Annotated in this window: 16 protein-coding genes; 9 read left to right on the top strand and 7 right to left on the bottom strand. The window is 52.8% G+C overall.

What is annotated here, in order from left to right:
- Window positions 1-119: 119 nt before the first annotated feature.
- The 4 genes from lpdA to pdhR form a co-directional block, all read right to left on the bottom strand.
- A complete protein-coding gene (gene lpdA / locus QNN86_RS13005; RefSeq protein WP_096758280.1) occupies window positions 120-1,544 on the bottom strand; it encodes a dihydrolipoyl dehydrogenase in 1,425 nt (474 codons plus the stop codon).
- Between the two features lie 175 nt (window positions 1,545-1,719).
- Window positions 1,720-3,609: a pyruvate dehydrogenase complex dihydrolipoyllysine-residue acetyltransferase gene (gene aceF / locus QNN86_RS13010; RefSeq protein WP_414211228.1), complete on the bottom strand. Its 1,890-nt coding sequence runs from the start codon at window positions 3,607-3,609 to the stop codon at window positions 1,720-1,722.
- Between the two features lie 14 nt (window positions 3,610-3,623).
- Window positions 3,624-6,287, bottom strand: a complete 2,664-nt coding sequence (aceE, locus tag QNN86_RS13015) for a pyruvate dehydrogenase (acetyl-transferring), homodimeric type (protein WP_414211229.1) — start codon at window positions 6,285-6,287, stop codon at window positions 3,624-3,626.
- A gap of 162 nt (window positions 6,288-6,449) precedes the next feature.
- On the bottom strand, window positions 6,450-7,214 hold the full coding sequence (pdhR, locus tag QNN86_RS13020) for a pyruvate dehydrogenase complex transcriptional repressor PdhR (RefSeq protein WP_096758283.1): 765 nt from the start codon (window positions 7,212-7,214) through the stop codon (window positions 6,450-6,452).
- Between the two features lie 564 nt (window positions 7,215-7,778).
- Here pdhR and aroP point away from each other — a divergent pair.
- The 3 genes from aroP (at window position 7,779) to QNN86_RS13035 (ending at window position 11,664) form a co-directional block, all read left to right on the top strand.
- Window positions 7,779-9,152 (top strand): aromatic amino acid transporter AroP, encoded by a 1,374-nt coding sequence (aroP, locus tag QNN86_RS13025; RefSeq protein ID WP_182270432.1) that lies wholly within the window; start codon window positions 7,779-7,781, stop codon window positions 9,150-9,152.
- Between the two features lie 155 nt (window positions 9,153-9,307).
- Window positions 9,308-10,714 (top strand): glycoside-pentoside-hexuronide (GPH):cation symporter, encoded by a 1,407-nt coding sequence (locus QNN86_RS13030; RefSeq protein ID WP_181618660.1) that lies wholly within the window; start codon window positions 9,308-9,310, stop codon window positions 10,712-10,714.
- Window positions 10,714-11,664 carry a family 43 glycosylhydrolase gene (locus tag QNN86_RS13035; protein WP_182270434.1) on the top strand — a complete coding sequence of 317 codons (951 nt, stop codon included), beginning with the start codon at window positions 10,714-10,716 and terminating at the stop codon, window positions 11,662-11,664. The genes QNN86_RS13030 and QNN86_RS13035 overlap by 1 nt, the downstream gene beginning before the upstream one ends.
- Before the next feature lie 84 nt (window positions 11,665-11,748).
- On the opposite strand, the gene ampE is transcribed toward QNN86_RS13035, so the two are convergent.
- On the bottom strand, window positions 11,749-12,603 hold the full coding sequence (gene ampE, locus QNN86_RS13040; protein ID WP_181618658.1) for a beta-lactamase regulator AmpE: 855 nt from the start codon (window positions 12,601-12,603) through the stop codon (window positions 11,749-11,751).
- On the bottom strand, window positions 12,600-13,163 hold the full coding sequence (ampD, locus tag QNN86_RS13045; RefSeq protein ID WP_181618657.1) for a 1,6-anhydro-N-acetylmuramyl-L-alanine amidase AmpD: 564 nt from the start codon (window positions 13,161-13,163) through the stop codon (window positions 12,600-12,602). Before ampD ends, ampE begins: the two co-directional genes overlap by 4 nt.
- Window positions 13,164-13,250: 87 nt before the next feature.
- Between ampD and nadC the strand changes: the two genes are divergently transcribed.
- The 4 genes from nadC to hofC all read left to right on the top strand — a co-directional run bounded on the left by nadC (window position 13,251) and on the right by hofC (window position 17,399).
- Window positions 13,251-14,144 (top strand): carboxylating nicotinate-nucleotide diphosphorylase, encoded by an 894-nt coding sequence (gene nadC, locus QNN86_RS13050; RefSeq protein WP_115259996.1) that lies wholly within the window; start codon window positions 13,251-13,253, stop codon window positions 14,142-14,144.
- Window positions 14,145-14,374: 230 nt separating this feature from the next.
- Window positions 14,375-14,812 carry a prepilin peptidase-dependent pilin gene (gene ppdD, locus QNN86_RS13055; RefSeq protein WP_414211230.1) on the top strand — a complete coding sequence of 146 codons (438 nt, stop codon included), beginning with the start codon at window positions 14,375-14,377 and terminating at the stop codon, window positions 14,810-14,812.
- Between the two features lie 9 nt (window positions 14,813-14,821).
- On the top strand, window positions 14,822-16,207 hold the full coding sequence (gene gspE, locus QNN86_RS13060; protein ID WP_414211231.1) for a type II secretion system protein GspE: 1,386 nt from the start codon (window positions 14,822-14,824) through the stop codon (window positions 16,205-16,207).
- Entirely contained in the window at window positions 16,197-17,399 is a 1,203-nt protein-coding gene (gene hofC / locus QNN86_RS13065; RefSeq protein ID WP_414211232.1) for a protein transport protein HofC, read from the top strand. The genes gspE and hofC overlap by 11 nt, the downstream gene beginning before the upstream one ends.
- A gap of 109 nt (window positions 17,400-17,508) precedes the next feature.
- Here hofC and QNN86_RS13070 read toward each other — a convergent pair whose 3' ends face one another.
- The gene (locus QNN86_RS13070) at window positions 17,509-18,552 is read right to left on the bottom strand and encodes a GMP reductase (RefSeq protein ID WP_181618652.1); all 1,044 of its coding nucleotides are present in this window, start codon (window positions 18,550-18,552) and stop codon (window positions 17,509-17,511) included.
- Window positions 18,553-18,777: 225 nt separating this feature from the next.
- Here QNN86_RS13070 and coaE point away from each other — a divergent pair, with 225 nt between their 5' ends.
- Window positions 18,778-19,398, top strand: a complete 621-nt coding sequence (gene coaE, locus QNN86_RS13075; protein WP_181618651.1) for a dephospho-CoA kinase — start codon at window positions 18,778-18,780, stop codon at window positions 19,396-19,398.
- A complete protein-coding gene (zapD, locus tag QNN86_RS13080; RefSeq protein WP_096758294.1) occupies window positions 19,398-20,141 on the top strand; it encodes a cell division protein ZapD in 744 nt (247 codons plus the stop codon). The genes coaE and zapD overlap by 1 nt, the downstream gene beginning before the upstream one ends.

Consider the following 20,141-nt stretch of genomic DNA (forward strand, 5'->3'; position numbering starts at 1 on the left):
ACGGGGGAAAACCGAAGGCCGGGTCAGCACGAGTGCTACCCGGCAGATTATCTGAAATTACAGGTCGTTACAGGAAAAAAAAACGCCTCCGAAGAGGCGTTTCTTACAAAGTTAGAAGATTACTTCTTCTTCGCTTTCGGGTTCGGCAGGTCGGTAATGCTACCTTCAAATATTTCAGCTGCCAGGCCCACGGACTCGTGCAGAGTCGGGTGTGCGTGGATGGTCAGCGCGATGTCTTCCGCATCACAGCCCATTTCGATCGCCAGACCGATTTCGCCCAGCAGCTCGCCGCCGTTGGTACCGACAATCGCACCACCGATAACACGGTGAGATTCTTTGTCGAAAATCAGTTTAGTCATACCGTCTGCACAATCAGAAGCGATAGCACGGCCAGAAGCAGCCCACGGGAAGGTGGCGGTTTCGTAGCTGATGCCTTTTTCTTTCGCTTCTTTCTCAGTCAGACCGACCCAGGCAACTTCTGGTTCGGTGTAGGCAATGGACGGAATCACTTTCGGATCGAAGTAGTGTTTCTTACCAGCGATAACTTCAGCGGCAACGTGGCCTTCATGAACACCTTTGTGCGCCAGCATCGGCTGACCGACGATATCGCCGATAGCAAAGATGTGCGGTACGTTGGTACGCAGCTGTTTGTCTACGCGGATAAAGCCACGGTCGTCAACTTCAACGCCCGCTTTGCCTGCATCGAGGTTTTTACCGTTCGGTACACGACCAATAGCAACCAATACGGCGTCGTAACGCTGTGCTTCAGCAGGTGCTTTTTTGCCTTCCATGGAAACGTAAATACCGTCTTCTTTCGCTTCAACGGCAGTCACTTTTGTTTCCAGCATCAGGTTGAATTTCTTGCTGATACGTTTGGTGAAGACTTTTACCACGTCTTTATCGGCAGCAGGGATAACCTGGTCGAACATTTCAACCACGTCAATCTCTGAACCCAGCGCATGGTAAACGGTCCCCATTTCCAGACCGATGATACCGCCACCCATAACCAGCAGGCGTTTTGGTACGGTTTTCAGTTCCAGTGCGTCGGTGGAGTCCCACACACGCGGGTCTTCGTGCGGAATAAATGGCAGTTCAATCGGACGGGAACCCGCCGCGATGATAGCGTTGTCGAAGTTGATCACGGTTTTACCGTTTTCGCCTTCAACTTCCAGGGTGTTAGCCCCAGTAAATTTACCCAGACCGTTTACCACTTTCACTTTACGGCCTTTAGCCATACCAGCCAGACCGCCGGTCAGTTGGGTGATAACTTTTTCTTTCCAGGTACGAATCTTGTCGATATCGGTTTTCGGCTCACCGAAGACGATACCGTGATCGGCCAGTGCTTTCGCTTCTTCGATAACTTTTGCTACGTGCAACAGCGCTTTAGAAGGGATACAGCCGACGTTCAGACAAACACCACCAAGGGTGCTGTAACGTTCTACGATGACGGTCTCCAGACCTAAATCTGCGCAACGGAAGGCAGCAGAGTAACCTGCCGGGCCTGCCCCAAGTACCACGACTTGAGTTTTGATTTCAGTGCTCATCATGACCTCTTAATTTATACCCGTCGTCCACCGGGTCGTTCTATCCGCCGGTATTTTACAAAATTGTTAACAATTTTGAAACAACAAACGGCAACCGATTTGTCTTTCGCACAATAACCTCACTGACTTCATGAGATTACCAGAAAAAAGCCGGCCGTCGGGCCGGCTTTTTCGCTTACATCACCAGACGGCGAATGTCAGACAGCGTGTTGTTGATGATGGTAATGAAACGAGCACCATCAGCACCGTCAATCACGCGGTGGTCAAAGGAGAGAGAAATCGGCATCATCAGACGCGGAGTAAACTCTTTACCATTCCACACCGGTTCAATAGCCGACTTGGACACGCCAAGGATAGCCACTTCAGGCGCGTTCACAATCGGTGCGAAGTGGGTAGTCCCCAGGCCGCCGATGCTGGAGATAGTGAAGCAACCGCCCTGCATTTCGCCAGCCGTCAGCTTACCATCACGCGCTTTCTTAGAGATCACCGTCAGTTCACGAGACAGCTCGGTAATGCTCTTCTTGTTCACATCTTTAAAGACCGGAACAACCAGACCATTTGGCGTATCGACCGCAACACCGATGTTGATGTATTTCTTCAGCGTCAGCTTCTGGCCATCTTCGGACAGGGAGCTGTTGAAGCGTGGCATCTGCTCGAGAGCCGCTGCGACCGCTTTCATGATGAAGACTACTGGGGTGAATTTCACATCCAGTTTACGCTTCTCAGCTTCGGCGTTCTGCTGTTTACGGAACGCTTCCAGATCGGTGATATCGGTTTTATCGAAGTGGGTAACGTGCGGGATCATCACCCAGTTACGGCTCAGGTTAGCGCCAGAGATTTTCTGGATGCGACCCAGTTCCACTTCTTCGATTTCACCAAACTTGCTGAAGTCCACTTTCGGCCAAGGCAGCATGCCCGGGATACCGCCGCCTGCTGCTGCAGCCGGAGCTGCTTCAGCGCGTTTAACCGCGTCTTTCACGTAAGCCTGAACGTCTTCGCGCAGGATACGACCTTTACGGCCAGACCCTTTAACTTTCGCCAGGTTCACACCGAATTCGCGCGCCAGACGACGAATCAGCGGAGTAGCGTGGACGTAAGCGTCGTTTTCTGCGAAGTCAGATTTGCCTTCAGCTTTTGCTGCCGGAGCCGGAGCTGCGGCAGGTGCAGGTGCTGCGGCCTGAGCCGGAGCAGCCGCTTGCGCAGGGGCCGCAGCCGGTGCCGCGCCTTCAACTTCGAAGACCATAATCAGAGAACCGGTTTTCACTTTATCGCCGGTGCTGATTTTGATTTCTTTCACGGTACCTGCGAACGGTGCCGGCACTTCCATCGAGGCTTTGTCACCTTCAACGGTGATCAGTGACTGCTCAGCGGCAATTTTATCGCCCACTTTGACCATCACTTCAGTGACTTCAACTTCATCACCGCCGATGTCCGGTACGTTAACTTCTTTAGAGCCAGACGCTGCCGGAGCCGCTGCGGCTGCCGGTGCAGCAGCCTGAGCTGGTGCCGCGGCTGGCGCTGCGCCAGCGACTTCGAAGACCATAATCAGGGAGCCAGTAGACACTTTGTCGCCGGTGTTGATTTTGATCTCTTTCACGGTACCCGCGAACGGTGCCGGGACTTCCATCGAGGCTTTGTCGCCTTCTACGGTGATCAGAGACTGCTCAGCCGCAACGGTGTCGCCGACTTTGACCATAATCTCGGTGACTTCAACTTCGTCGCCGCCGATGTCCGGTACGTGTACGTCTTTCGCTGCTGCCGCAGCAGGTGCAGCTGCCGGAGCGGCTGCTTGCTTCTCTTCTGCCGGAGCAGGTGCAGCAGTTGCTGCACCGTCGGCGGAATCGAAAATCATGATCAGTTTGCCGGTCTCAGTTTTGTCGCCAACAGAGACTTTGATCTCTTTAACGATACCCGCCTGAGGGGACGGAACTTCCATAGAGGCTTTGTCGCCTTCTACGGTGATCAGCGACTGTTCAGCTTCAACTTTGTCGCCCACTTTGACCAGGATCTCGGTGATTTCAACTTCATCAGCCCCGATGTCCGGTACATTGATTTCGATAGCCATGTTTCTTTTACCTCTTACGCCAGACGCGGGTTAACTTTATCTGCATCGATGTTGAATTTGATGATTGCGTCTGCAACCACTTTCTTATCGATTTCGCCACGTTTAGCCAGTTCGCCCAGTGCCGCTACAACCACATAGGAAGCATCAACTTCGAAGTGGTGACGCAGGTTTTCACGGCTGTCAGAGCGACCGAAGCCGTCAGTACCCAGTACGCGATAATCATCAGCCGGTACATAAGTACGAACCTGTTCGGCAAACAGTTTCATATAGTCAGTAGATGCTACAGCCGGTGCGTCGTTCATCACCTGAGCGATGTACGGAACGCGCGGAGTTTCCAGCGGATGCAGCATGTTCCAGCGCTCACAATCCTGGCCATCACGCGCCAGTTCAGTGAAGGAAGTGACGCTATACACGTCAGAACCTACGCCGTAGTCGTTCGCCAGGATCTGCGCTGCTTCACGCACGTGACGCAGGATAGAACCGGAGCCCAGCAGCTGAACTTTACCTTTCTTACCTTCGAGGGTTTCGAGTTTGTAGATACCTTTACGGATACCTTCCTCGGCACCTGCTGGCATTGCCGGCATGTGGTAGTTTTCGTTCAGCGTGGTGATGTAGTAGTAAACGTTCTCTTGTTTCTCACCGTACATGCGCTCCAGACCATCGTGCATGATGACCGCAACTTCGTACGCGTAAGACGGATCGTAAGAGATACAGTTCGGGATAGTCAGAGACTGAATATGGCTGTGGCCATCTTCGTGCTGCAGACCTTCACCGTTCAGCGTCGTACGACCGGAAGTACCACCGATCAGGAAGCCGCGCGCCTGCTGGTCACCCGCCTGCCAGCACAGGTCACCGATACGCTGGAACCCGAACATGGAGTAGTAGATGTAGAACGGGATCATCGGCAGATCGTTGGTGCTGTAAGAGGTCGCAGCCGCCAGCCAGGATGCACCAGCACCCAGTTCGTTGATACCTTCCTGCAGGATCTGACCTTTTTCGTCTTCTTTGTAGTAAGCAACCTGCTCACGGTCCTGCGGGGTGTACTGCTGGCCGTTCGGGCTGTAGATACCAATCTGACGGAACAGACCTTCCATACCGAAAGTACGTGCTTCATCGGCGATGATCGGCACCAGACGATCTTTGATCGACTTGTTCTTCAGCATCACGTTCAGGGCACGAACGAAAGCGATAGTGGTGGAGATTTCTTTGTTCTGCTCTTCCAGCAGCGCACCGAAGTCTTCCAGCGCCGGCAGCTCCAGCTTCTCAGTGAAGTTAGGCTGACGAGCCGGCAGGTAGCCGTGCAGTTTCTGACGCTGAGCGTGCAGATAGGTATGCTCTTCAGAACCTTCCGGGAAGGTAATGTAAGACAGGTTTTCAACCTGCTCATCGGTAACTGGAACGTTGAAACGGTCGCGGATGTAACGCACGCCGTCCATGTTCATTTTCTTAACCTGGTGAGCGATGTTTTTACCTTCGGCGGTGTCACCCATGCCGTAACCTTTGATGGTATGGGCGAGGATTACAGTTGCTTTGTCTTTGGTTTCCTGCGCTTTTTTCAGTGCAGCGTAAACTTTCTTCGGATCGTGACCGCCACGGTTCAGCGCCCAAATCTGCTCGTCAGTCCAGTCAGCAACCAGGGCTGCAGTTTCCGGGTATTTACCGAAGAAGTGCTCACGAACATACGCGCCGTCTTTGGATTTGAAGGTCTGGTAGTCGCCGTCAACGGTTTCGTTCATCAGCTGGATCAGTTTACCGCTGGTGTCTTTACGCAGCAGCTCATCCCAACGACCGCCCCACATGACTTTGATAACGTTCCAGCCAGCACCTGCGAAGATGCCTTCCAGTTCGTTAACAATCTTGCCGTTACCGGTGACCGGGCCGTCAAGACGCTGCAGGTTACAGTTGATAACAAAGACCAGGTTGTCCAGTTTTTCACGGGTCGCGATGGTGATAGCGCCTTTAGATTCTGGCTCATCCATCTCGCCGTCGCCCAGGAAGGCATAAACGGTCTGCTTAGAGGTATCTTTCAGGCCACGGTGTTCCAGATACTTCAGGAATTTAGCCTGGTAGATAGCACCGATTGGACCCAGACCCATGGATACGGTCGGGAACTGCCAGAATTCCGGCATCAGTTTCGGGTGCGGATAGGAAGACAGGCCTTTGCCATGAACTTCCTGACGGAAGTTGTTCATCTGCTCTTCAGTCAGACGACCTTCCAGGAATGCACGAGCATAGATGCCCGGAGAGATGTGGCCCTGGAAGTAAATCAGGTCGCCGCCATCCTGCTCATTGCGTGCACGGAAGAAATGGTTGAAGCACACATCATAGACCGTTGCGGAGGACTGGAAGGATGCCATGTGGCCACCCAGCTCGAGGTCCTTTTTAGACGCACGCAGTACGGTCATGATGGCGTTCCAGCGGATAGCAGAACGAATACGACGTTCCAGCTCCAGATTGCCCGGGTATTCCGGCTCATCTTCAACGGCAATAGTGTTTACATAATTGCTGGCCCCTGTACCTGCCGCTACTTTCACGCCGCCTTTGCGGGCTTCTGAAAGCAGTTGGTCGATCAGATACTGAGCACGCTCAACACCTTCTTCACGGATGACCGATTCGATCGCCTGTAGCCAGTCGCGAGTTTCGATCGGATCCACGTCATTTGGGAAACGTTCTGACATGGGGGTATTCCTTATCTATCTAATACGTTGAGTTATCTGGAACCTGTCCCATTACGTTCTCGCCAGAGAGCGTAATAAGACAGGTTCTGCGTTTAGTTGCCGCGCTTTTGGTTCGCGCTTGATTTACAACATCTTCTGGTTAACTAGCTGCCAGAAAAATCACTAATTCTTTCGTTGCTCCAGGCGGCGTAAGGCGCGTTCACGACGGCTTTCCTCACGGCTTCGGTCCAGGAGAATTTCTTCGATAAACGCCAGGTGACGGTGGGACGCTTCGCGTGCCTCTTCCGGCTTCCCGGCGATAATCGCTTCAAAAATACGCGTACGGTGACTGCTTACCAACGGCAGCATATCCCGACGCGAATACAGCAATTCAAAGTTTTGACGAACGTTCTGGGCCAGCATCGGCTCCATACAGCGGAGTAAATGGAGCAGTACCACATTGTGCGCCGCTTCGGTGACAGCAATTTGATACTGGAGAACCGCATCAGATTCGCCGTCAAGATCGCCGGACTGTTGAGCAAGCTCGATCGCATGGTGGAGTTCACGGATACGCGTTTTATCTTCATCCGTGCTGCGTAGTGCGGCGTAATAAGCAGCAATACCTTCCAGCGCATGGCGCGTCTCAAGCAGGTCAAACTGGGATTCAGGATGGTCGGAGAGCAACTCTACCAGTGGGTCGCTAAAGCTCTGCCACAGGCTGCTCTGAACAAAAGTGCCACCGCCCTGACGACGAAGCAGCAAACCCTTCGCTTCGAGACGTTGGATCGCCTCGCGCAAGGAGGGACGGGAGACGTCGAACTGTTTTGCCAGTTCACGTTCCGGTGGGAGTTTTTCTCCGGGGCGAAGTGTCCCCTCAAGAATTAAAAACTCCAGCTGCTGCTCAATCACATCGGAGAGTTTTGGTTGGCGGATTTTGCTGTAGGCCATGATTTCCTGTCTTAAGCCATTTGCCCGGAGTCAATTGGTCTTACCAATTTCATGTTCTTGACGCTAAAGTAACAAAGTATTCACCTTCTGTCCATACAGGTTTTGATTGAAATCAGTAAAGGAGGCATATTTTAACAACATTACAGAAATAACGTTTCAAACATGTAACTATGCACAAATGTTAAATTTACCCATCACGAGGTAGTTTTAACGTAATTGAAACGAAAAATTATCCCATCTGAACCGATTCACCTGCTTAAATATCGATTTATCAAGCAAAATTAACGAATAAAAATTCAAAATGGAAATTTTGTGGTAGATAAACTCGCGCTTACAAATGGTTTCTTTTTATTCAACTCGTCATCCTCCCTTCATAAAGCAGGTGCATTCGCGCTCACATAACATTATTCTGATCAAGACAAAAGTATTTAGGCAACATTTTACTAAGCGCCACCGTAAACAAATTAATACAACAAACGGAATTGCAAACTTACACACGCGTCACTGCGTGGTTCAAAATATAAGTACTCGAAAGATGAAGAGTAAAACCACACACGAGGTTTCATGATGGAAAGTCAACAGCATGGCGATCAGCTAAAGCGTGGCCTGAAAAACCGCCATATACAGCTTATCGCGCTGGGTGGCGCGATAGGCACCGGGTTATTCCTCGGTAGCGCATCCGTTATCCAGTCTGCAGGGCCGGGGATTATCCTGGGTTATGCTATCGCCGGTTTTATCGCCTTTTTAATTATGCGCCAGCTAGGTGAAATGGTGGTTGAAGAGCCGGTAGCCGGTTCCTTCAGCCACTTTGCCTATAAGTATTGGGGTGGTTTCGCCGGGTTCTCCTCCGGCTGGAACTACTGGGTGCTGTACGTTCTGGTTGCCATGGCTGAGCTGACTGCCGTCGGGAAATACATCCAGTTCTGGTATCCGGAAATCCCTACCTGGGTCTCTGCCGCCGTCTTTTTCGTGGCCATCAACGCCATCAACCTGACCAACGTAAAAGTGTTCGGTGAGATGGAATTCTGGTTTGCCATTATTAAGGTTATTGCGGTTGTGGCGATGATCCTGTTCGGCGGCTGGTTGCTGTTCAGCGGCAACGGTGGCCCGCAGGCCAGCGTCAGCAACCTGTGGGATCAAGGTGGCTTCCTGCCGCATGGCTTCACCGGTCTGGTGATGATGATGGCGATTATCATGTTCTCCTTCGGCGGGCTGGAACTGGTCGGTATTACCGCGGCAGAAGCGGATAACCCGGAGCAGAGCATCCCGAAAGCGACCAACCAGGTTATTTACCGTATCCTGATTTTCTATGTAGGTTCGCTGGCCGTCCTGCTCTCCCTGATGCCATGGACACGCGTAACGGCAGATACCAGCCCATTTGTCCTTATCTTCCACGAACTGGGCGACACGTTTGTGGCCAACGCACTGAACGTTGTGGTGCTGACCGCCGCCCTGTCTGTCTATAACAGCTGCGTGTATTGCAACAGCCGTATGCTGTTCGGTCTGGCTCAACAGGGCAATGCGCCAAAAGCACTGATGAGCGTGGACAAACGCGGCGTTCCGGTGAACACCATTCTGGTCTCCGCACTGGTCACCGCGCTGTGCGTATTAATCAACTATCTGGCGCCGGAGTCTGCATTTGGCTTGTTAATGGCTCTGGTGGTCTCCGCACTGGTGATCAACTGGGCGATGATCAGCCTTGCGCACATCAAGTTCCGCAAAGCGAAACAGCAGCAGGGCGTCGCCAGCCGCTTCCCGGCGCTTTTCTACCCGCTGGGTAACTGGATCTGCCTGATTTTCATGGCGGCAGTACTGGTAATTATGTTGATGACGCCGGGCATGGCGATCTCCGTTTACCTGATCCCGGTGTGGATTGCCATTCTTGGCGTCGGTTATCTGTGTAAGCAGAAAACAGCCAGAGCGGTTAAAGCGCATTAATTTTCTCCCCCTGCCTGCAAAGGCAGGGGGTGTTATCTGCCTCACACTTTCCCATAGACGACTATTTCATCCATATCAGCGGCGCTATCCTGCAACGCAAAAACACCTTCAGCAGACAATAATTCTCTCCATATCTTATTTATGGAGCGCAGTTGATGGAAACCAGTAAACTGTCGGTGAGAGAAAAGATCGGTTATGGCATGGGCGACGCCGGATGCAACATCATATTTGGCGCTATCATGCTGTTTGTTAACTATTTTTATACAGATATATTTGGCCTGGCCCCTGCACTGGTCGGCGTTTTATTACTCTCAGTTCGCGTTATTGATGCCATAACGGACCCAATAATGGGCGCAATGGCCGATCGCACACGCAGTAAATATGGCCGATTTCGTCCATGGCTTTTATGGATGGCTTTCCCCTACGCATTATTCAGCGTGCTGATGTTTACCACCCCTGAGTGGACGTACAACAGCAAAGTTATCTATGCGTTTGTCACCTACTTCTTGCTGTCTATCACCTACACGGCGATCAACATTCCCTACTGCTCGCTCGGCAGCGTCATTACCAACGACCCGAAAGAACGTGTCGCCTGCCAATCTTATCGCTTTGTACTGGTGGGCATTGCTACCCTACTACTTTCTCTCACCCTGCTGCCGATGGCTGACTGGTTCGGTGGAGAAGACAAAGCGAAGGGCTATCAGATGGCGATGGCCGTGCTGGCCTTTATTGGTATGTGCATGTTCCTGTTTTGCTTCGCGACGGTACGTGAGCGCGTACGCCCTGCTGTACAGACAAATGACGATTTAAAAGCTGACCTAAAAGATGTCTGGAAGAACGATCAGTGGGTTAAAATCCTGTTGTTGACCCTGTGCAACGTCTGCCCGGGCTTTATTCGCATGGCCGCCACCATGTACTACGTCACCTGGGTTATGCAGCAAAGCACACACTTCGCCACCTTGTTTATCAGTCTCGGCGTTGTCGGTATGATGATCGGCAGTGTCCTGGCGAAGGTGTTAACCGATCGCTGGTGTAAACTGAAAGTGTTCTTCTGGACCAATATCGTACTGGCGATTTTCTCCGGCGCGTTTTACTTCTTCGATCCGAAAGCCACCATGATGATTATGGTGCTCTACTTCCTGCTCAACATTCTGCATCAGATCCCTTCTCCGCTGCACTGGTCGCTGATGGCCGATGTGGATGATTACGGCGAGTGGAAAACCGGGAAACGCATCACCGGGATCAGCTTCTCCGGCAACCTGTTCTTCCTGAAACTGGGCCTGGCGATTGCCGGAGCGATGGTTGGCTTCCTGCTCTCCTGGTACGGTTACGACGCAGGCGCTAAAGCGCAAAGCGAATCTGCTATTAACGGTATTATGCTGCTGTTCACTATTATTCCGGGCGTCGGTTATCTGATTACCGCAGGCGTAGTTCGCCTGCTGAAAGTTGACCGCGAATTTATGCAGCAAATCCAGTCAGACCTGGAAAAACGTCGTGCCAACTACCGTGAACTGAATGAGTACCATGACGTTAAATCGACTGAACACGTAAGGAAAGCCTGATGAATCAGTGGCCTAACCCCTTTATCGAACAGCGCGCCGATCCGTTTATTCTCCGTGACGGCAGCCACTATTATTTCATTGCTTCGGTGCCGGAATACGATCGTCTGGAGATCCGTCGGGCTGGCTCCCTGGAAGGGCTACGCACCGCCGATCCGGTGGTTGTCTGGCGCAAACCAGACAGCGGCCCGATGAGCGAATTGATCTGGGCACCGGAGATCCATCATATTGCCGGCAAGTGGTACATCTATTTTGCTGCCACATACACGCAGGCGCTCGACAAACTGGGAATGTTCCAGCACCGCATGTTCGCCCTCGAGTGTGCAGATGCCGACCCATTGACCGGCTCGTGGGCAGAAAAAGGCCAGATTAAAACGCAGTTTGATACTTTCTCGCTGGATGCCACGACCTTTCACCACCAGGGAAAGCAGTGGTATCTGTGGGCGCAAAAATCACCCGATATCGCCGGGAACTCCAATATTTATCTCGCGGAACTGGAAAATCCGTGGACGATTAAAGGCGAGCCGGTGATGCTCAGCCATCCAGAATATGACTGGGAGTGTCGCGGCTTTTGGGTCAACGAAGGCCCTGCCGTGATGGTGCACGACGACAAACTGTTCGTCAGCTATTCCGCCAGCGCGACCGACGAAAACTACTGCATGGGGTTACTGTGGATTGATCTCAGTGCTGACCCGCTAAACCCGGAAAACTGGCACAAATCTCCGCGTCCAGTCTTTACCACCAGCTATGAAAATCGCCAGTTCGGACCGGGGCACAATAGTTTTACGCAAACGCCGGAAGGGGAAGATGTGCTGGTGTACCATGCAAGGAATTACACCGAAATTGAGGGCGACCCGCTGTACGATCCCAACCGTCATACGCGTTTAAAGCTTGTGCGCTGGGACGAAAACGGCATGCCGGATTTTGGCATCCCGCCTGCCGATACGCTTTAAAATGTTTGCCCGGTGGCGCTGCTGCGCTTACCGGGCTTACATATGGTGTAGGCCGGATACGCGTTAGCACCATCCGGCATAACGCTATACTAATGTTCCATAAATGGTCAGTAACGCAATAATCACCACCACCACAAACGACGTTTTTTTTGCCAGCGCCACGGCTGCTTTCGGCGTGTCAACTTTATCGGTGTGCGGTTCGCGCGCCAGCGAGAACTGCGCCAGGCGCGTTAACACCTGATACTGCGAGGTATGCAGATCCGCAAGCGAAGCAAACCACGCGGGCAGCGCCTTCTCACCGTGTCCTAACAGTGCATAGACCACGCCCGCCAGACGCACCGGGATCCAGTCCAGCACATGCAGGATCGCATCAATTCCCGACTGCAAACGCTGATGAGGTGTCTGATAGCGTGCCAGCCAGGACTGCCATGCACGTAAAAAAGCATAGCCAACCAGCGTCACCGGTCCCCACGCGCCACCGACAATCAGCCAGAATAGCGGTGCCAGATAAAAGCGAAAGTTATTCCATAACAGCGCATTTTGCAGCTCGCGCAAATACTCCCGCTCATTGCACTCCGGCGGGACGCCATGGATAAGCGTTAACTCGCTGGCCATCGCCTCACGAGCGTGGGCATCATTACGCGACGCCGCATTCAGGTACGCATGATAATGCAGGCGTATCTTGCCCGCGCCAATGCACAGCACGCCAATTAAGATCCACACCACCAGCAGCGGGACGTTAAACAGCAGTCCATGCAGCGCGCGCAGCAGCAGGAATGTCACCCCCATCGCTATCATCGTCATGCCGAGAGTGCGGGCCATAGAAAAATGCTTAATCCGGCGAAAAAGGACTTCCGTTCGGTGATCGAGCTGCCAGTGTTCACCCAGCTTAAACAGGCGCTCGACAATCAGCACCAGTAATGTTGTAAACAGCGTCATGTCATCTCCTTGCGTGACGAGGGGGTGACCAGAGCACGAAACTTTTCCCAGTCAAAAGACGCGCCAGGATCGGTCTTGCGCTCGGGCGCAATATTGCAATGCCCGGTTATGTTATTGGCAATCGCCGGATAACGCTGAATCAGGACATGTGTTACGGCCGCCAACTGCTGGTACTGCGCATCGGTATAGGCCAGCGTATCCGTCCCTTCCAGCTCAATACCGATCGAAAAATCATTACAACGCTCACGTCCCTGATAGTTCGACACGCCCGCATGCCAGGCACGTTTATCAAAAGGGACATACTGGACGATTTCACCATCGCGCCGAATCAGACAATGGGCCGAAACGCGCAAATGGGCGATTTCAGCAAAAAAAGGATGGGCGTTAGGATCAATTGTTCCCGTGAATAACGCGTCGATCCACGGACCACCAAATTCACCGGGTGGCAGGCTGATATTATGCACCACCAGCAAAGAAGGGTTTTCGTCATCCGGGCGGCAATCATAATGGGGAGAAGGAACGCGTCGCGCCTCAGTCAGCCAACCCTTGTCTAACAACATGCATAATCTCCTTATTGGTGGTGCTCATATCGGGTTCAGGGTAGCATGTTTCTCTCTTATGATTCGTTAGCTATTTGGAGTTTTATCATGCCGCCTCGCCGCTATAACCCTGACTCCCGACGTGACGCGCTGTTGGAACGCATCAACCTGGATATCCCTGCCGCTGTCGCTCAGGCGCTGCGTGAAGATTTAGGCGGCGACGTTGATGCCAGGAACGATATCACTGCACAACTTTTGCCAGAGGATATGCGCTCCCACGCCACCGTGATTACCCGCGAAGAGGGCGTTTTTTGTGGAAAACGTTGGGTGGAAGAGGTCTTTATTCAACTTGCTGGCGATGATGTAAAAATCAGCTGGCACGTTGAAGATGGCGACAGCATTAAAGCGAATCAGCCATTGTTTGAACTGGACGGTCCCTCCCGCGTATTGCTGACCGGCGAACGCACCGCCCTTAACTTTGTGCAGACGTTGTCCGGCGTCGCCAGTGAAGTACGCCGCTACGTCGACCTGCTGACAGGGACAAAGACGCAGCTGCTGGATACGCGTAAAACTCTGCCGGGGCTACGTACCGCGCTAAAATATGCCGTGCTGTGCGGCGGTGGCGCGAATCACCGTCTGGGACTTTCTGACGCTTTCCTGATTAAAGAAAATCACATTATTGCCTCTGGCTCGGTGCGTCAGGCCGTAGAGAAAGCCTTCTGGCTGCATCCGGACGTTCCTGTTGAAGTGGAAGTGGAAAGTCTGGATGAACTGGACGACGCGCTGAAAGCCGGGGCGGACATCATCATGCTCGACAATTTCGAGACCGACCAAATGCGCGAAGCGGTAAAACGGACCAACGGCCAGGCGCGTCTGGAGGTTTCAGGAAACGTCACCTATGAAACGCTGCGTGAATTTGCCGAAACCGGCGTGGATTTCATCTCCGTTGGTGCTCTGACCAAGCATGTGCGCGCGCTCGATCTCTCCATGCGTTTTCGTTAATTGCTCATGGTAATGCCCGATGGCGCTTCGCTTATCGGGCCTACAACCCCAGCCGGATAAAGCATCTACGCCGCCATTCGGCCGTTTCTTCGCGCTCCCTCGCAAATACGTTGTCTGATTCTGTAATTCCGTAAAAACGCTCTGAACCTACCTTCCCGTTCTATTTTTTCTCTCTCGCCGTGACCCCAAGCGTTTGCCACAGTAGCGCCAGCTAACTCAAGGAGCGAACGATGGACAAGCAACGAGGCTTCACGCTTATCGAACTGATGGTGGTCATTGGCATCATTGCCATTCTCAGTGCCATCGGTATTCCGGCTTATCAGAACTATCTACGTAAGGCGGCACTGATCGACATGCTGCAAACCTTTGTCCCCTATCGCACGGCTGTCGAGCTCTGCGCGCTGGAGCATGGTGGTACGGATACCTGTGATGCCGGGGCCAATGGTATTCCCTCTCCTGCCACCACGCGCTATGTCTCCGGCATGAGCGTCGAAAAAGGCGTCGTCAGCCTCACCGGGCAGGAAAGCCTCAACGGCCTGAGCGTGACCCTGGCGCCCAACTGGGACAATGCCAACGGTATTACCGGCTGGAGCCGGAGCTGCAATATCCAAAATGACAGTGCTTTGCAGCAGGCCTGTGAAGACGTTTTCCGCTTTGATGCCAACTAAGGAACAGAGATGAATACCACGCAACTGACGGCACTGTGCCAACGCTATCAAGGAATATTACTGGATGCAGACAATGACGTGGTTCACATCGCCGTCGTAGATGCGCCTTCCCACGAATTGCTGGATGCTCTGCATTTTGCCACTACCCGACGCATCGACATCGTGTGTTGGACGCGCCAGCAAATGGAAGGACATGCGCACAAACCGCGGCAAATGCTGCCAGCGGTCATCCCTGAAAGCAGCGCGACCGCAGCAGAATTACTCACACAGACGCTACAATCCGCGCTGGCAAAACGGGCATCTGATATTCACATTGAGCCCGCACAACATCGCTATCGGATACGGCTACGCATAGACGGCGTACTGCACACCTTACCTGAGGTGCAAACGGAGATGGGTATCGCGCTTACCGCAAGGTTAAAAGTGCTGGCCAGTCTGGACATAGCCGAGCACCGACTGCCGCAGGATGGGCAGTTTACCGTTGAGATTTCAGGTGCCCCAATCTCATTTCGCATTGCGACACTCCCCTGTCGCTACGGCGAAAAAGTGGTGTTGCGCCTGCTGCATCAGGTTGAGCAGGCGCTGGAAATTAACGCGCTGGGTATGCAGGACGTGCAGCTGGCCGCCTTTGCGCAAGCCTTACAGCAGCCTCAAGGGCTGATCCTGGTCACCGGTCCTACTGGAAGCGGCAAAACGGTCACGCTTTATAGTGCGCTACAAACTCGAAATACCCCCGAGGTGAATCTGTGTAGCGTGGAAGATCCGGTAGAGATCCCGATTGAAGGGGTAAATCAAACGCAAATTCACCCGCGCGCAGGCCTGACGTTTCAGGGCGTGTTACGCGCACTGCTGCGCCAGGATCCAGACGTTATCATGGTGGGTGAAATCCGCGACGGCGAGACGGCAGAGATCGCCCTTAAAGCCGCGCAAACCGGCCATCTGGTTCTTTCAACGCTGCATACCAACTCCACCAGTGAAACACTGATACGCCTGCAGCAAATGGGCGTCGCCCGCTGGATGGTCGCCTCCGCGCTGACGCTGGTTATTGCCCAGCGATTAGTCAGAAAGCTGTGCCCTCATTGTCGGCGACGTCTTGATGTCCCGGTCACGCTGCCAGCATCGTTCTGGCCCACGCCGCTTCCGCGCTGGCAGGCTCCAGGCTGCGAACACTGCTATCGGGGATTTTATGGCCGCACGGCGCTGTTTGAAGTTCTGCCCGTCACGCCCACAGTACGCCAGCTTATCGCTAACGGTACCACTGCTGACGGAGTGGAGTCCGATGCCCGGCAGGCGGGAATGAATTCGCTTTTCGAAAACGGATGTCAGGCTGTTGAACAAGGGTTGACGACGTTTGAAGAGCTCATTCGCGTACTGGGCATGCCCCATGCCCGCTAAGCAACTCTGGCAATGGCAGGGCATAAATGCTCAGGGTCAGCCAGCAGAAGGTGCACTATGGTCGGACGATCGCCCCTCGCTGGTCTTTGCACTGCAACAACTGCACATTACGCCAATTCGAATCAAGAGCCTGCGAGTTAAAACCTCGCACTGGCGTCGAGAACGAAGCACGGAAGTCATACACCAGCTAGCTACATTGCTGAAAGCAGGGTTGACGCTGTCCGACGGATTAACCCTGCTTGCCGAACAGCAGCCCAGCAGCCAGTGGCAGGCGCTGCTGCGCTCGCTGGCTTACGACATGGAACAAGGTATTTCACTCTCCACCTCGCTGTCGCGTTGGCAACACGTTTTTCCGCCTCTTTACCAGGCGATGATCCGCACCGGAGAGCTTACCGGCAAACTGGACGTCTGCTGTTTCGAACTGGCCCGACAGCAGAAACAACAGCAGCAGCTGACCGATAAAGTTAAAAAAGCACTGCGTTATCCAGTGATTATTCTCACCATGGCTGTAATGGTCGTCTTCGCAATGCTGCATTTTATACTGCCTGAATTTGCCGCCATCTATCGTACGTTCAACACCCCGTTACCGGCATTAACGCAGGGGATTATGACCCTCGCCCATTACAGCAGTCGATGGGGATGGATGATCGGGCTATTCGGCCTGACACTGGGTGTGACATATAGCCTGATACAGAAAAAACCATCCTGGCTTATTCTACGTCAGCGTTTATTGCTGCGTTGTCCTGTTCTGGGACCGCTGGTCAGGGGCCAAAGGCTCACGCAGATCTTCACCGTCCTGGCGTTGACGCAAAACGCGGGCATTCCCTTTCTACAAGGTCTGGAGAGCGTAGCGGAAACCCTCGCCTGCCCTTTCTGGTCGCAACGATTAGCGCAGGTACACCAGGACATCAGTGCCGGAAAGCCAGTCTGGCTGGCGCTGCAAAATGCCGGAGAATTTAGTCCATTGTGCTTGCAACTGGTGAGAACCGGTGAGGCCTCCGGCTCGCTGGATGCAATGCTGCATAATTTGGCCCGGCATCATAGCGAAAACACGATGTCTCAGGCTGAGAATCTGGCTGCGCTGCTTGAGCCTGCATTACTTGTGATTACGGGATTAATTATTGGCACACTGGTAGTGGCGATGTATTTACCGATTTTTCATCTGGGAGATGCAATGAGCGGAATGGGATAAATTCAGATGCCGGATGGCGGCGTAAACGCCTTATCCGGCCTACGAAAATCATGAGCGTAGGCCTGATAAGCTGAGCGCCATCAGGCATTTTACAGCGTGCTACCGGTTCTTACAGGCTATTGAAAATACGGTTTTCTTGTTCTTGTACACGAATAAAGGTTGTACGCTTGGTCAACTCTTTCAGACGAGACGCGCCTACGTAAGTGCAGGCAGAACGCAGACCGCCGAGGATATCACGGGCGGTATTCTCAACCGGACCGCGCAGCGGTAGCTTAACGGTTTTACCTTCTGCAGCACGGTATTGGGCAACCCCGCCCACGTGACGCGTCATGGCAGATTCAGAGCTCATACCGTAGAACAGCATGAATTTCTCACCGTTCTCTTCCACCACTTTACCGCCGCTTTCTTCGTGACCGGCCAGCATACCGCCCAGCATCACGAAGTCAGCACCGCCGCCAAACGCTTTTGCCACATCACCCGGCATCGTGCAGCCACCATCGCTGACAATCATACCGCCCAGACCGTGTGCAGCATCTGCACATTCGATAACCGCAGACAGCTGTGGATAGCCCACGCCAGTTTTTACGCGAGTGGTACAAACAGAGCCCGGACCAATGCCGACTTTGACGATATCCGCACCAGAAAGTACCAGTTCTTCACACATCTCACCGGTCACCACGTTACCGGCACAGATTGTTTTCGTCGGCCACGCAACACGTGCTTTCGACACAAACTGAACGAAATGCTCTGAGTAGCCATTTGCCACATCAATGCAAATGAAGTTCAGCGCAGGATTCTGCGCCAGAATTTGTTTGGTTTTTTCGAAATCGGTGTCAGACGTACCGGTCGAAACCATCACGTGTTTGATGACATCAGCAGATGAATTCGCAACGAAAGCAGACCAGTCTTCTACGGAATAGTGTTTATGTACAGCAGTCAAAATGTCGAAAGAGGCAAGCGCGGTTGCCATGGCAAACGTCCCGACAGTGTCCATATTTGCGGCGATGATTGGCACGCCGGACCATGTCTGACCTGAATGTTTAAAGGTAAATTGACGTTCCAGCTCAACATCGGAACGGCTTTTGAGAGTAGAACGCTTAGGGCGGATAAGAACGTCTTTGAAACCTAACTTCAGATCTTCTTCGATACGCATGTGCGGATTCCTGGGGTTAATGGCGAAAAATCGAAACTCACAACTCCAGTGACGCTATCATACGCACTAATCAATACCGCGCAAGACTGCGAAATTCTCTTTTTTTACGCTACAATCCCATAAATTTACCTGGCGCAGAGTAGGTTAATCCTGCAGCAGCCTCGTCTTCGCATGCTTAACTTTTAACTGTTTGATAATCAAACTTAAACTCCAGGATCCGGATCTATGAGGTATACGGTAGCCTTAACGGGCGGTATTGGCAGTGGTAAAAGTACCGTTGCCAATGCGTTCGCAGACCTCGGAATAAACGTGATTGATGCCGATATTATTGCGCGTCAGGTCGTTGAGCCCGGTACGCCTGCCCTTAACGCGATTGCTGAACATTTTGGCAGTGAACTCATCGCCGCAGATGGCACGTTGCAACGGCGAATTTTACGCGAACGTATTTTTTCTCATCCTGATGAAAAATCCTGGCTGAACGCCCTGCTCCATCCGCTGATTCAACAGGAAACTCAGCGCCAGTTTCAGCAAGCGACCTCCCCTTATGTGTTATGGGTTGTCCCCCTACTGGTGGAAAACGCGCTGTACAAAAAGGCGAATCGCGTACTCGTGGTCGATGTTACTCCCGAGACCCAGCTCAGACGAACCATGCAGCGTGATGATGTCACGCGCGAGCATGTTGAACAGATTTTGGCAGCCCAGGCAACGCGTGAAGCGCGTCTTGCCGTGGCTGACGATGTTATTGATAATAATGGCGCACCGGATGCCATCGCCTCGGATGTCGCCCGCCTGCACGCGCGCTATTTGCACTGCGCGTCGCAGTTTGTCTCACAGGAAAAACCGTAATGCACACCCAGGTCCTTTTTGAACACCCTCTCAATGAGAAGATGCGTACATGGCTGCGCATTGAGTTTCTGACCCAGCAACTCTCCGTTAACTTACCCATTGCCGATTATGCAGGCGCACTGCATTTTTTTAGAAATATTGGGGATTTACTGGATGTATTTGAACGCGGCGAAGTCCGTACCGAACTCCTCAAGGAACTGGAACGACAACAGCGTAAACTTCAGGCCTGGGTTGAAGTTCCCGGCGTCGATCAAAGCAGAATAGATGCCCTGCGCCAGCAGTTAAAAAGCGCAGGTAGCGTTTTGATTTCGGCCCCGCGTATTGGACAAACGCTACGTGAAGATCGCCTGATTGGTCTTGTACGCCAGCGTTTAAGTATTCCTGGTGGATGCTGCAGTTTTGATTTGCCAACTCTGCATATCTGGCTGCATCTGCCTCAGTCGCAGCGAGATGCGCAGGTTGAAAACTGGCTTGCCAGCCTGAATCCACTGACTCAGGCGCTGACGTTGGTTCTGGATTTAATCCGTAATTCGGCACCGTTCCGTAAGCAAACTAGCCTAAACGGTTTTTACCAGGATAACGGTGACGATGCGGATTTGCTACGTTTGCATCTGCCGCTTGATTCACAACTCTACCCGCAGATATCCGGTCATAAGAGCCGTTTTGCCATTCGTTTTATGCCGCTGGATAGCGAAAATGGCCAGGTACCAGAACGCCTCGATTTTGACCTGGCGTGCTGTTAA

Source organism: Citrobacter sp. C348, assembly GCF_047467975.1.
Taxonomy (GTDB): Bacteria; Pseudomonadota; Gammaproteobacteria; order Enterobacterales; family Enterobacteriaceae; genus Citrobacter; species Citrobacter gillenii.